Source organism: Hymenobacter sp. IS2118 (assembly GCF_000715495.1).
Lineage (GTDB): Bacteria > Bacteroidota > Bacteroidia > Cytophagales > Hymenobacteraceae > Hymenobacter.
Genome location: NZ_JNLX01000161.1, coordinates 20538 through 33954 on the forward strand (window position 1 = coordinate 20538; position 13417 = coordinate 33954).

9 protein-coding genes and 1 pseudogene are annotated in these 13417 nt (G+C 57.3%); 3 read left to right on the forward strand and 7 right to left on the reverse strand.

Features of this window, described 5'->3' with window-relative positions:
• Nucleotides 1-292: 292 nt before the first annotated feature.
• From GM79_RS16750 to GM79_RS16775, 6 genes are all read right to left on the reverse strand, one after another.
• The gene (locus GM79_RS16750) at nucleotides 293-1480 is read right to left on the reverse strand and encodes a DEAD/DEAH box helicase (RefSeq protein ID WP_081867830.1); all 1188 of its coding nucleotides are present in this window, start codon (nucleotides 1478-1480) and stop codon (nucleotides 293-295) included.
• Nucleotides 1481-2212: 732 nt separating this feature from the next.
• On the reverse strand, nucleotides 2213-2560 hold the full coding sequence (locus tag GM79_RS16755) for a hypothetical protein (protein WP_035566150.1): 348 nt from the start codon (nucleotides 2558-2560) through the stop codon (nucleotides 2213-2215).
• 30 nt (nucleotides 2561-2590) lie between these two features.
• Nucleotides 2591-3397 carry a ParA family protein gene (locus GM79_RS16760; protein ID WP_051718993.1) on the reverse strand — a complete coding sequence of 269 codons (807 nt, stop codon included), beginning with the start codon at nucleotides 3395-3397 and terminating at the stop codon, nucleotides 2591-2593.
• An 888-nt stretch (nucleotides 3398-4285) separates the two neighbouring features.
• Nucleotides 4286-4756 (reverse strand): hypothetical protein, encoded by a 471-nt coding sequence (locus tag GM79_RS16765; protein WP_152560046.1) that lies wholly within the window; start codon nucleotides 4754-4756, stop codon nucleotides 4286-4288.
• A gap of 213 nt (nucleotides 4757-4969) precedes the next feature.
• Nucleotides 4970-6007, reverse strand: a complete 1038-nt coding sequence (locus GM79_RS16770) for a replication initiation protein (RefSeq protein WP_035566154.1) — start codon at nucleotides 6005-6007, stop codon at nucleotides 4970-4972.
• 884 nt (nucleotides 6008-6891) lie between these two features.
• On the reverse strand, nucleotides 6892-7932 hold the full coding sequence (locus GM79_RS16775; RefSeq protein WP_035566156.1) for an IS630 family transposase: 1041 nt from the start codon (nucleotides 7930-7932) through the stop codon (nucleotides 6892-6894).
• 1799 nt (nucleotides 7933-9731) lie between these two features.
• Here GM79_RS16775 and GM79_RS16780 point away from each other — a divergent pair.
• The 3 genes from GM79_RS16780 (at nucleotide 9732) to GM79_RS25035 (ending at nucleotide 12689) form a co-directional block, all read left to right on the forward strand.
• Nucleotides 9732-11018 carry a patatin-like phospholipase family protein gene (locus GM79_RS16780; protein WP_035566159.1) on the forward strand — a complete coding sequence of 429 codons (1287 nt, stop codon included), beginning with the start codon at nucleotides 9732-9734 and terminating at the stop codon, nucleotides 11016-11018.
• A 61-nt stretch (nucleotides 11019-11079) separates the two neighbouring features.
• Nucleotides 11080-12003: a hypothetical protein gene (locus GM79_RS16785; RefSeq protein WP_051718994.1), complete on the forward strand. Its 924-nt coding sequence runs from the start codon at nucleotides 11080-11082 to the stop codon at nucleotides 12001-12003.
• 137 nt (nucleotides 12004-12140) lie between these two features.
• A complete protein-coding gene (locus GM79_RS25035) occupies nucleotides 12141-12689 on the forward strand; it encodes a hypothetical protein (protein WP_152560047.1) in 549 nt (182 codons plus the stop codon).
• On the opposite strand, the pseudogene GM79_RS25585 reads toward GM79_RS25035, so the two are convergent.
• Nucleotides 12667-13417, reverse strand: a pseudogene (locus tag GM79_RS25585) (ISLre2 family transposase); the annotation flags it as partial. The gene GM79_RS25035 and the pseudogene GM79_RS25585 sit on opposite strands and share 23 nt — an antisense overlap.

Here is a 13417-nt window from a genome sequence, read left to right on the forward strand (position 1 = left end):
GGCGCGGTTGCTCGCGGTGGCTGCAAGGGCCGCATAAGGTTTGCAGGTTGTGCTGCTCGCTAGCCCTATCGCAGCAACGGGGTTTGATGTGGCCGATGGTGAAGTTCTCCGTGGCGCCACACCACGCGCATTCGTTGGGCAGTTTCGGGTGCAGTTTCTTTTTGTAGCTGGATTTAAGGGGTGCGCTCATCGGGTGGGTTGGCCACGCGCGCGGCCAGACGTGGGAGCGAACACAGACAGAAGCGGGGTGTTAACGAAGCGACTGGTGCAAGGCGTTGGTTTCGACTATCTATCAATACCCGAGGGACTCGCGGCAAACCTCGACGTAGCTGATTTTGGCGGGGTCGAAAGCGGCCAGGGCCTGAGCCACCCAATGCTCGTCTACCGTGTCCTGGTACTGGAGCAGGTGCACCGTCGCCGTTTCGTCCGGGTTGAGGCGCAGCAGCCGGCCAATGCGCTGGGCGGCCTTGCGCTCGTTGCCGAAGGCGTGCCAGATAATGCCAATGCGCAAATGGGGGATGTTAACGCCCTCCGAGAGCTGGGCAACGCAGGCCAGGCGCTGGATTTCTCCGTTGTTGAATTTGACCAGGTTGGCCTGGCTGTCCTTGTTTTTAGAGTGGTAGGTGTGCGCGGCCTGTTGTTCGGCCTGCTGCTGATTGCAGGTAAAGAGCAGCACCTTTTCGGTGAACTGACTGGCCAGGTGAGCCATGTAGCGCCCCTTGCCGGGGTAGTGCATCAGGGCCTGCATGCGCAGCAGACGCAACGTCTCGACGGGGAGTTTGTCCTGCGCGGCGTTGGCCAGCCGCGTGCTCCAGTACTGGTAATTATCCCGCTCGCTGGTGGTGAACTGGCTGCCTGAGGGGAGCGTGAGCAAGTAATCGCGCACGGGACTCAGGGGTAAACGGTGCACGACAAGGCGGTAGTCGTTAAGCAGGCCAGCCAAAACGGCTTCGTCGGTGGTGTAGTCCACCAGAATGGGGCAATAGGTGGCCACCAGCCGGCCCTTCTCCGAGTCTGGTTGCGCGGGTGGCGTGCCCGTCAGGCCCAGAATGCTATTCTTCCTAGTCACATGAGCTTTCAGTCCTGGCTCGTGGGAGTCCTTGAGCGCGTGGCACTCATCTAAATAGAGTTTGTGGTAGTGCCCACTGCTGAGCGTTTTGCTCAGCGAGCGGTACGTGGTGAACGTGATGCAGTCAAGCAGGTGCCCCAGCCCAAATTTGTGGGCTTCCTGGGGCCAGGAATCCAGAATGGCCTGGGTCGGAGCGGCTACCAGAAACGGTTTAGTGGCCGACCTGCGCAACAGGTGCTCGGTCAGCACCCGGTCCATATCGCGCAGACCAATGAGGGTCTTACCCACGCCCATGGCCACAGCGACTCCGGCCAGCCGCTTACCTTGAACCACTGTTAAGATGTGGTCCTGCAGGGTTTGTTTGTTCGCTTGGGTGGAACTACTGGTTGCACGCATCGGAGAGGAAGTCATGAGGGCGCCGGAAAAGGGCCGGGGTTACGCCGGGTCCCGGCCAAAAGGGAGAAGCTGCCTATGTGAAGGTACCAGCCAGTGAGGTCGTCTCGTTTAGCCGGACAGAAGCAGAACGCATATTTCTTCTGTGATGACCGTCAATAAGAGCGAAGCGTCACTCGATAAACGACGCAAATACGACAAGGCATTTAAGGCCGGAGCCCTGCTTCTGGGCTCGGAAAGCCGCAACACGCAAGCTGCGGCGTAGCAGGGGTCGTACCCGGTTGGGCAACTGTTACGACAACGCCTACCGGGTACGACCCACACTGAATCGTTTTGGAGTCGGCTCAAGACAGAACTACCCGATGGCGGCAGCTTCCCCGACTTGGCTGGCCGAAGCTCGGTTGAAAATCAGTCACTACTTCGCCTATATATAACACCGGACGCTTCCACTCTGTCCTCGACTATTTAGTCCCAACCTACTTTGAATCACACCTCCAAGCTATGTTCCAATTGTGTTCGGCATAGATGGACCCCTCACTTGCTTACACCCTGGGAACTGTTCACCGAGTAAAATTAATTGGCATTAACCAGTTTATATGGTTAATACATACAAACTGGTTAATGCGGTTTTGCAGCCTTGCAACACTCCCATTTAGATGGGTAGCCATGTCGGTTTGCCACCATAACTAAGTTCTATTTCAAAGCCTGACCACTACCCGAAACCACTCGCAGTAGTTTCAGTACAGCTACCTAGTGGTGGCGGCGGCCACGCCGCCGTACATCCTCCCCCTCGGGAATTGCCCGCTGACTATCGGGAAACTGGGCCAGGTAAGCTTCGAGCGCCTTGTTAATCAAATACGACTTCTCTCCTTTCGGACCGGGTGTATAAAAGCTCAGCCGGTGCAGCGCATCGTCATTGGCTTCCGTGAGGATGAAAGTTCCCTTACGGGTGGTGGGCGCAGTTTCCGACTTGGCCGCTGGTACCGGGGCCGCGGGCGGGGCAACCTGAGAGGATGCCTGCGGGGGACGAGGAGGCTGTGGGCGACCAGCACCGGTTAGCAGGTCGTTGATATCGCGGGGGGCGGAGGAAGAAGCCATCAGTGAAAAACAGGTTAAATGTAAAGGGGGCTACAGGCGCGAAAGCACCTCGTCGGTCAGGACCTGAAAATCCGCGACCGCATTGGACTCCGGGGTACGGAGCTGGGCTGGTACGGCATCGCGCTGGGCATCCCCCAGCCGCTTATCCGTGCGCACATTGGCCATCACCTGGCCGGGGAACAGGTGATTGGCGGCCGCCACAATATCGGCGTGCAGCGTATTGCGCACCCGGGGGTTGAAATCGGTGAAAAAGAGGCCGATAAAACGCAGGTTCGGGTTCATGCCCGGCTCCTGCTGAATCAGCGTTGTCAGCTCAGAGAGCTTGTTGAGGGACTTTAGAGAAAAGTAGCTCGGCAGTGCCGGGGCCAGGTAATGCGTCGCGGCGCACAGACCGATGAGCGTGATGTCTTCCAACGATGGCGGACAATCGATAATAACGAAGTCAAAGCCGCCGGCTTCGGCCGCGAGCACGTCGCGGAGCGCGAAGCGGAAGTCATCGGGCCGGTGGGTAATCAACTCCTTGGAACGGGGCTTCAAGTCATCGTCCGTGGGCAGCAGCCAAAGTGTCGGCAGCTTCGTCTGCACCAGGGCATCCAAAAGCCCACTTCCCGCCAGCAGCACCTGTCCCGTGCTCGTGGGGTACTCCTCCCGAGTTAGCGCGGAAGTCGCATCGCCCTGCACGTCCAGGTCCACTAATAGCACCTGATAGCCGCGACTGGCCAGCTCGCCGCTAAGATTCAGGCTGGTGGTAGTCTTGCCCACCCCGCCCTTGCGGCCAACGACCGCAATGATGACTGGCGGCTGCTTCTCTTTCACGGGAGGATTCTTCTTTTTCATGGGATGCCGGAGGATGAAGTTTTCAGGGATTAGAAAGGCATAACAAAAGTAACTGTCTAAAATGGGCATACAATATAAAACATTACACTCGGCTTATATTCTTAAGCCAGTTAAAATGTTTAAGCTGTATTAAGCATATTGTAACATTTCAATTCATTGCAAATCAATAAGTAAAACTTAAAACAATATAAACCATTTTGCCTGGTTAGGAAGAGATGTTTTGCGGGCAACGCATGCTTGATTACCCACTTTAAATGGTTAAATCAGTTAAACTTATTGATATGGTTTATATGCTGTAAGCTATCGGCACCATGCACGGAGTAGTATGCTTGGCATTTACAGTAGTCAAACCGGTCATTCCATCCGGCCCAGTCAGCGACTTACTGGCAGGTTGTATTGATGCGTTCCAGTACCGCGTGGACCTAGGCCTCATCGGAAGCGATTGACCGGAAGCTTGCTCAAACCCGTTGCCGAATTCGCGGGTGGACTTTGAGATTATCCGAGGGAGCAACTTGCCCAGTTGGTTGATGCGTTGCCAATCGACCGAATAGGAAATTTTTTTTCCCCACTGCCTCAAAAGGAAAGGCCACACCTGAACAGCAACGGGCTTCTCCAGCCTAACTGACCCAGTAGCTCATCAATGAGTTTTTGGATGCAACTAGCTAATTGCGCAACCTAAAAATGGCTGACTGATAGAGATTATTAAAATGAATAATACGGATTAAACATGTAAAACAGTTTACCCAGCTATAATCCTGATGCTGCTTTGCGCACGCAAGACTAACAAACGATTCGATAGGGGGAGGCGGGCTACTAGGTCGACGGCGCCATCTCGTTGCGTGTGTCGGCTAGGTTCAAGCTCGTGCTGGCACGACCTGCTGGCCGCCACTAGCGTGGAGTGTGGAGGAAGCGGGCCCAGGCGGCTTGCAGTTCGTGCTCGCGGTAGCAATCCGAGCAGCTGTTGTCAAGGCGGTGGAAGTTGATGCGTTGAACGCCCGCGGCGAGATGGCGCTCTTTGTGCTGGCCGCTGCAGGTAGAGGCCGCTGGGGCGTTGGCGATGAACTGCACGCGGTGGCCGAGGGCGACGGCGAAAGGGGCTGTTGAGGTCAGCAGCAAAGCAGGAACGAGAGCGGCTTCAGTTGCAAAGGGGAGGAGGGAAGGCTTAACTGCGTAGGCCTGTTCGCGCCATGCCAAGTGGCCATGACAGACGGGGCATAGCTTGGCATCCGTTTCGGCCGCGTCGTCAGGGGGCAACTCGTCGCAAAAGGGAATACACGAAAGCGACGTGGCATAGTATATTTTGCCGTGCTCGCGGCAGAGCCGGTCCACAATTGGGGCGTTGCGAGCAAACGGGCCCACCGCGGGGCCGTCTTGTGCGTTAGTAAATGCGTTAGTAAATGCGTTAGCAAAGCAGTATGCAGTGGGGGCACTCCAGCGGCTAATGGCAGAAGTGGGTTCCAGCGATTGCAGTTGGCTAACTTGTTCCCGATGCAAGGCAATAATCTATTCCTATCAGGCCATTTTAATAATTACCAAGGGCACTTTTCCGTTCTCAGAGCAGCTTTCCAGCTGTTACTTCTTCGACTTTAGACCTGGGAAGCTGCGCTGGAGTTCGGTTATGATGAACGCCGGAAGCGGGCACGTAAGTTTGCCCGCCTGCTTGGCCAGGTTGCCGGCTTTACGGGCAGCGACGACCTTTTTCAGGGCATCGTCATCAGGCCCTACAAGCTGTAGAATGCGCTGGGCCATTGATTTGTCGATGCCGTCCTCAAGCAGCAGGCCATAGGTTAGTTTACGGCGGTCGTCAAACTGGGCCAGGAAGGCTTCAAAGTCAGTGTCATCCTGCATCGGCAGGCCCTGGCCAACACGAGTTTTGGGGCGCTCGGACTTTTGGGACCGCTCCGGCGGCGGGAGGGTAAACTTGATAGCCGTAACCTTCTTCCCCGTTTTAACGGCTTCGTAGGAAAAGGGAAAACCTACCTCTTCGGCCCCGAGTTGCTTGACGGCGACCTCCAGCACATAGCGGTTGAAGTCGCCCCATTTCCCGTAGGGGCTGTTACCTTCAAAAAGATACTCTTGGAGTTGGTCGAGCCCGATTTCTTTGGAACCCAGCGACTGATAGGATTTGAGAATCCAGTAGAGCCGCTGGGAGTTCGCATTCTTGATGACGAGCAGCTTCTTCACATCGGCCGAGGTAAAGCCGGGCTTGCTGCCTTCAACCACCTTGGTGATTTCCATGAGGTAGGGGCGAATCTTCGGGGCGAAGTTGCCGGTTACCAGGCCCGTACCGGCGTCGATGCCAATATCAGAAACGATGCGGGTGCGGTACTCACTGTTCTGAGGGTTAGAGCCCACCGGCACCAGCCGCAGGTCATGCTCGTAAAGGGCCTTGCACGCGGCGCCCACCAAGCGGTAGGCCTTGCCCCCGGCATCAGGGTATATATCGGTAATCTTCAGACGTATGGGCGGCAGCGGTCCCTCGTCATTCTGATGGATGCCTTGGAGAGCCATGACCATGATGCGGGCTTCCAGCTCGCCCATGTGAAGGTTGGTGCGAATGAGGTTGTTGTGCTGAAATATTACGTCGTTGCGCGCTGGGGTAGCATCCATTAGGCAGAGTTGTCAGGCTAATAAGGGTAAAGATAACAAGAGTCCCCCAACTATGGTAATTTAACATTCAATTACCACACATAACAGGCATTGGCCCTTTTTAGCCGAGCCCTTACCATAGTTGGCGGAACCTTTACCATACATAGGGTGACTCTTTATCCATTATTCTGAGCGGAACCGTTACCATATATTCCGGAACCTTTATCATAGTTGGCGGAACCGTTACCATATATGTGCTCACTCCTTACCTGCTATTCTGAGCGGAACCATTACCACAGTTGGCGGAACTTTTACCATACATGGACCACCGTCATCATAGCTGGCCGAATCGCTACCACAGTTGGCGGAACCGTTACCATATATTCCGGAACCTTTATCATAGTTGGCGGAACCGTTACCATACATGCGCTACCCGGTGCTTGTAAGGGCCTTTCCTACAGGTATGCCAAACAATGACCCATACTTTCCAGCACTATTCAATGTACCTACATCGGTCTGCCAGCTTGCGGAGCCTCGTTCGTGCGGAACCCGACGACTCTTTTTCTTTAAACCCTTGACCTAAAAATGCGAGTTGGCGGTCTTTTTTTAAGATTAAAAAAAAATGATGGGCAAAGCCCTATCTTCTCTTTTCTTTAATCTTCTATCTTCTATCTTCTAGGGCGCTGTAGCCGCTGGGGATGAAATAGTTGTGAGCTTATTTATGATAAAGGTTCCGCTATAAAGTGATAATGGTTCCGTTCTAAAATGGTAACACTTCCGCCAACTGTGGTAAGAGTTCCGCTCAAGAATGGTAGCGGTTCCGCTTATGTATGATAAAGGTTCCGCCAACTGTGGTAATGGTTCCTGGTGCCTAACGGAGTGGGCAAAAAGTCTTCTTATACTCGTCACGAAGTGAGTTGCGCGTCGAGAATATGAAATTTCCGGGTTAATAGGGACGCGAGGTCTTGGCCGAACTCGGGGAGTCGGTCGAAGAAGTTGAGGACGGCCGTTTTGAACTGGCCTTTGGTGCGGTAGAAAGTCGTGTTGATAATCTTCTGGCGCAGGTACTTCCACAAGCGCTCAATCAGGTTCAGGTTGGGGGAATAGGGGGGCAAAAACACCTGGCAAATGGGCTTGTCGGCCAGCCAGGCCCGCAGTTCTTGGTTTTTGTAGTAGCGGGCGTTATCGCAGACAACGTAAATGCGGGCCTTGTCGGGGTGGGCCGCCAGCAACTGCTCGTAGAGCCGCCGGGTGCTCTGCGCGTTGACGCAATCCGTCTCATCGAGCAGCACCTGGGTGGGCTCGTAGGCGTTGAGGGCCGCGTTCAGGTTCACCCGCTCGCGGCCGCTGACCGTAAGCAAGGGCCGTTCTTCGCCCACGGCGCACCAGGCGCGGGTGCAGCGCGTGTTGTGGGTCGGGTGGGCCGCGTCGGCGTAGTAGAGCACCGCTTCGCCCCGCTCGACGTGGGCTTCGAGCACGGCCAACTCGTCGAGAAAATCGGCCTGCGCCCCGGCGTCGGCCTGGCAGGGCACGGGCGTGGTGAGCTTGTAGGTGAAGCCCAGGCGGTGGAGCAGGTCCGTCAGGCCGGAAAGCGAATACGCCACCCGGCAGGTCCGCGCCACCCCGTCCTGGATGGCCTTCACGTCGGTGTAGAGCGTGGTGTTGACTTCCTGACAGAGGCGGCCGAGCTGGGCACTGCTGAGCAGGCCCCAATAGCCGGGGCGCTCGTGGTCCAGGTACTTTTCCAGGCCCAGGTCAGCAAAGGCCCGCACGTAGCGGTAGACCGTGGCCTGGTCCACGCCCAGCGTCTCGGCCACGGTGGCCACGCCCCAGCCCGCGTCGAGCATGAGCACGACCGTGACCTGCACGTACCCGTCGTCATCGCGCCGTTGCTTTTGCAACTGCCGCAACGCCCGCCGCTCGCTATCAGTCAAGGATACTTGCATGGGGCAAGTTTAGCACATTTCAACGACTCCGTTCGCAACACACTTCGCGACCAGTATAACTCAACAAGGTAATTATATTCACACCGTAAGCACACTTGCGCATATGGGTCAGCCAGCAAAAAAAGCTTTGGTGAAACTACCTCACCAAACCGGATGGAATTGAACTACTGTTTGAATATGGGTTCTGAAAGCAGAAATTGAAGAACGGCATAGTCTGGTATTGTGATGAACGATGTGCCAGTTGATTTCGAGTTTAGTTCCGGCTAGCTCAGCAAGGCTTCCGCTACCGAGTAATTTGGCCTTGGAGTGGCTCCAAAACGACTCGGTGTAGGACCGGCAGCGTGTTATTGTAGCCCTTGCCGGGTCAGTCGGTGGAAAGGGTGGGGACAACTGCCGCGGCGATGAGATAATACCCGTTTACGTGTCCTGTTAGACCCGCTAGAGAAAGCTGGTGCGCGGGAGAGAAAAGAAAGAAAAAAGAGAGTTTTGGGACGCTGATAACCGAAAAACGCTCTTTAAATACATCGAGTCAGCATGGTCGCTGTCAAGGGCTTATTGGTTTATTCCTAAAGGGGGTATTTTGGAAGTTTTAACTAGCACAAAACCTTCAAAATAATTACTTAATGCTAAATAAATCAGTTGATTAAGCACAAACCCCCACTAGTTTCCAGAGTGTCTTGAAGCCGCTTCAGAAGCAGGGGGGAGGGGGTATAAAAGGGTACTCTTGTGATTGGGTGGTTGTGCTTTTTAGTACTCGAAATTGCGTGTTCTCAACTATCAAGCTGCTCTAGTTACGGTCACGAGAGAGGGCGAGGCGGTTGAGCCAGCCGGGGCATAATCACGGCCACTGCGCCGGTTTGGCTAATTTAGGCCTGGATGGCAGCGGAATCGTAGGCCGTATCGGCCAGCGCTAGCTGGGCCAGCAGAGAGGAAAGCATGCTACCTATGGGGCATCGCCTGCTTGGTCAGCTGTAAGGGCAAAGACCAGCACGCCAGCTCCCTCACTGACCACGTGCAGCCTGATAGAAAAGCCGCCCCGACTACAGCCGAAGGCCTGCGGCCCCTTTTTTACGGGCCCCGGCGGCGTGCTGAGGGGCCCGCACGGTGGGCGAATCGAGTGGCACCTGCCGCTGGCGTGGACTGTGTACGACTTGGTGGCCGATAGCGCAGCCCGCACCTGGGTCCACCCCTGCGCGTGGGCCCAAGTGCGGGCGAACGAACGTCCCCGCTAGCACTGCCCCAGGGCAGGGACAGGTCCGTGCGCTCCACCTAGAGCACGGCTTCGGCAACGCCCCGCTTCTCTTTGGCCGCCACCACACAGCCGGAAAAGAGCAGTGAAATCGGCACCCAATGACTGTCTGTGAGCTGCGTGCGGTCCGTATTCTTGTCAAGAATACACCGGTTACGACGTTGTTACGCCGAACGTCCCTGAAAATACTTCTGAGGATGGGGCGACGAGCTAAGGATGGCAGACAGCCCTTTTCTAGTGATTAGCCAAGAAAAAGAAGTACTTAAGATGAGTGTGCAGTAATAAAATAAGAATATTTTTTTTGCAGCCATACTTGGAAAACAGCTTTCGCGTTGTACCATTGTTCCAGTAAACGTTGCCAGGCGATACCCTTCCCGTTTGGTTTGTTCTTTCCGCTTAGCGCCGGGCCCGTGGAGGCCTGCCGACGATATGACTGCTGGTCGGTACACGCGGAACTTGGCCCGGTGTTACCCGCTTTTTTGCCCGCCCGTGACGCAGCATCCACCTGCCCCACGTCCGCGGTTTTCGGTCTCACGTTCACATGCTACCCATGTCCGTTTCCGCCTACTACGCCGCCGCCCAAGAACACCTGACGGCCGCCCGGGCGGCCGTCGCCCGCCACACAGCCGCCAGCGGCGGCTGGCAGGTCAGCGACATCGTGGATGGGGAAGGCCACCAGTACGTGGATTTGGTAATGGAAGGCGGCGGGGTGTTAGGCATCGCCCTGGTAGGGTACGTGTACGTGCTCGAACAGCTGGGCGTGCGCTTTCTGCAGCTCGGCGGTACCTCGGCCGGCTCCATCAATGCCCTGCTCATGGCCGCGGCCGGCCCCGTGCAGGAAACCAAAACCGACTGGCTGCTGGAGCGGCTCAGCGCCCAGAACTTGCAGGACTTCGTGGACGGCGACGACGATGCGCGCGACTTCGTGCAGGTACTTGTCGATAACGGGCGGCTGCTGCGCTACCTCTGGAAGGGGGCCCAGGTGCTCGACAACATCCAGCAGGATTTTGGCCTGAACTCGGGGGATGTGTTTCACGCGTGGCTGCGCCGGCTCCTGGACGAGCGGGGCATCCGTACGGTACGTGACCTAAACCGGCTCCGCACCCTGACCGCGGCCGATGGGCTGCGGCGGCGCGACGGGTCCATCTACGCCCCGGTGCACCCCATCCGGGTGGCCCTGGTAGCCGCCGACGTGACGACCGAGTCCAAGGCGGTGTTTCCCGAAATGGCCGGCCTGTATTACCACGCCCCGGAGGAAGTGCACCCGGCCGACTTCGTGCGGGCGTCAATGGCCATTCCCGGCTTTTTCCACCCCCACCAGGTGCGGGACCTGCCGCGGGCAGGGGCCGCGGGCGGCGCGTTATGGGAAGCCAGCACGGGCTACTGCGGCCCGGTGCCGGAAGCCGTGTATTTCATCGACGGCGGCATCCTGTCCAACTTTCCCATCGACCTGTTTCACCAGCACTACAAAGTGCCCGCCTGCCCCACCTTCGGCGTCAAACTGGGCCTGCCCCGCAACACGCCCAACCGGGCGGAGAAATTCACCCAGCTGCTGGGCCACATCTTCGCCACGGCCCGGCACGGGCACGACTACGACTTCATCGCCCGCAACCCGGATTTTCGGCACCTGGTCAGCTACGCCGACACCAGCCGGTTCAACTGGCTGGACTTTTCCCTGGACGACGCGGCCAAGCAGGCCCTGTTTGCCGAGGGCGCCCGGGCCGCGGCGGCCTTTGTCGACACGTTTGATTGGGCCGGCTACCAGGAAGTGCGCCGCCAACTAATTAAAGCCTTCCAGGTCACCGACGCCGTTCAGCCCAGCACGGCCATTACCTAGGCCACGCCGGGGTTGCGAAGTTGGAAGTTTCCCGCGTTCACAGTGCTTTTTTCTCCCGGTCATGGCTACGCTCTATCAGATTATCCCCCTCGAAGCCAACCTGCGCGCCCAGCCGCTCTTGGTGCCCAAAACCGTGCTGGCCCAGCTCAAGCAAGGGCAACGGGTAGAAGAGCTGCCAGCCACGGCCCAGCAGCCGGCCGGCTGGCGGCGGGTGCGGGCCGAGTTGCAGGGCACCCCGGTGGAAGGCTACGTCAAAGCGTTTCTGCTGAAGAAGGTGGCAGCCGGGCCCGTGCCGTCCCCGCCGGCGGTGCTGCCCACCATCCCTGAGGCGCGCCTGCCCAGCCCCAACCCGATACGCCGTAACCAGTCGGGCGACGGGCCCCGCGTATTCGACCTGACCGAAACCAACCAACCCGGCCGCCCCGGCCCCGCGCCCGCCGACCGGGCCCAACAGCTCGCCGCCATCCTGACTTACCTGGGCGTGAGCCGCTCGGCGCGCTACGCCGCCGGGAGGGGCAAAACCTACTGCAACATCTACGCCCACGACTATGCCCACCTGGCCGGTGCCTACCTGCCGCGGGTGTGGTGGACCCGCAAGGCCCTCGTGGCACTGGTCGCGGGGCAGGCCGTGGGCCCCGCCTACGGCACCACCGTGCAGGAGTTGAACGCCAACAGCTTGTATAATTGGTTCGAGGAGTTTGGGCCGGAGTTTGGCTGGCGCCGCTCGGTGGACCTGAGCGAGGTGCAGCAGGCGGCCAACGCGGGCTTGGTGTGTATTATCAGCGGGCAGCGCAGGGATTTGAACACCTCTGGCCACATCTGCGCCGTCGTGCCCGAAACGGCCCAGCACCGCGCCAAGCGCCTGAAAGAGCAAGTGAGCGTGCCGCTAATGAGCCAGGCCGGGGCCTCCAACTTCGAGTACGGCGGCCGGGTCTGGTGGACCGGCGCGCAGTTTGCCCGGTTTGGGTTCTGGATTCACGCGTAAAACGTCAGGAGAAGCCAGTTATAATTTGGATTTGTTGCCATTCTTCTGCTCTAAAAACGTGCACTGCTCACCACCACATTCACATTCATAGGTGCTCTGAGTGTAGGTTGAAAGCGTACTTTTCTCTTAAAAAATTTATGCCTTACACTTCCATAGGTAACGAAGTTGACAAACTTCCCCAAGTATTAGCTGGACCTATTTTGCGCCGCACGGAGCCAACGCAAGTTTCGGTTTGGATTGCTCTGCGGACCAATCCTGGGCCACTAAGGTTAAAAGTGTATTTAAATGGCTCAATAAAGGCGGCTAGTTCTCCCACATCCCTCATGCAGTTTGGCACAAAGCTCTATATCATAGTGCTGACAGCTGTTGTGCCCGCTGGCCAGCCACTTGTAGAAGATGAGGTCTATACCTACGATATTTTACTGAACGACCCTAGCACTGGTTTGGCCGATAATACGGCCGGCACGGTAAAAACGCTCTCTTCGCCCGGTATTCTTGACGGACCCGGTCTATCAGGCATCGGAGCAATAACCTATCTTAACAGCGGTTTAACATTGCCCTCGTTTGCGCTGCCACCTGCTAATATGACGGACGTGCGTCTGGTCCACACCTCATGCCGCAAGTCGTTTGGAGGACACTACGAGGGTGCAATTCAAATTGTCGCTAGGCCTCTCTTGCGGGATTGAAGGGTTCAATTTGCTGTCGCACCAATTGCCATCGGTTACTCATGGCGCAGACGCGCAGGGTCAAGACGCGTTGGGCGCCGTTTTTGCCCCAGCGTTGGCCCGCCCGCTTCATGCGGCGTTGCATCACCGTGCGGTGGGCGGCCTCAATGGCACCCGAGCCAATCAACAAGCCGCGTTTGCGGTAGGCTTTGTAATCCATCCGGTCGCGGTTGGCTTCGAGGTAAGCACAGACCGATTCGCACAGGGCCGGGGCGATGGCGAGCTGCTTTAGATGGGCTAAGACATGGTCTAATTTACTGTCCAGCAGTAGCTTGCGTTGTTCTTTAAACCAGCCGGAAGCCGCTTTTCCGCTCCCCCAACACGCCTTGCCGGCCTGGCCAATGTGTTCCATGGCATGGTAGAAGTCCAAAATCAGCGTGGCCCGGGGACAGGTTTTTTCGATGAACTGGCGCAGCCAAATGGCCCCGTCGCTGATAAAAACCAGGTCGCGCCCCTGGTCTTTGTAGGGGGCGAGTTGCGCCGCAAATTTGTCCCCAAACGCGGCTGCCGTCCCCAGATGGCCCACAAAAATCGACGCGGCAATGTGCCCGCCGCGCTCCTCGACCACGCTCGTTTGCAAGGCCGTCGCGGCAAAAATGCGGCCCAACTTGGCTTCCTTGTACCCCTCGTCGGTGAGCAGCATCGCCCCGTCGGCCTGCGCATAGACGATGCCCGCTGGGGCGGCTTCA

Excerpts from the sequence above, each read along its gene's own strand:
- GM79_RS16785 (WP_051718994.1), top strand. The coding sequence starts at position 11,080 with ATGGCTACGCTCTATCAGATTATCCCCCTCGAAGCCAACCTGCGCGCC.
- GM79_RS16750 (WP_081867830.1), bottom strand. The coding sequence starts at position 1,480 with ATGACTTCCTCTCCGATGCGTGCAACCAGTAGTTCCACCCAAGCGAAC.
- GM79_RS16775 (WP_035566156.1), bottom strand. The coding sequence starts at position 7,932 with ATGCAAGTATCCTTGACTGATAGCGAGCGGCGGGCGTTGCGGCAGTTG.
- GM79_RS16755 (WP_035566150.1), bottom strand. The coding sequence starts at position 2,560 with ATGGCTTCTTCCTCCGCCCCCCGCGATATCAACGACCTGCTAACCGGT.
- GM79_RS16770 (WP_035566154.1), bottom strand. The coding sequence starts at position 6,007 with ATGGATGCTACCCCAGCGCGCAACGACGTAATATTTCAGCACAACAAC.
- GM79_RS25035 (WP_152560047.1), top strand. The coding sequence starts at position 12,141 with ATGCCTTACACTTCCATAGGTAACGAAGTTGACAAACTTCCCCAAGTA.
- GM79_RS16760 (WP_051718993.1), bottom strand. The coding sequence starts at position 3,397 with ATGAAAAAGAAGAATCCTCCCGTGAAAGAGAAGCAGCCGCCAGTCATC.
- GM79_RS16780 (WP_035566159.1), top strand. The coding sequence starts at position 9,732 with ATGTCCGTTTCCGCCTACTACGCCGCCGCCCAAGAACACCTGACGGCC.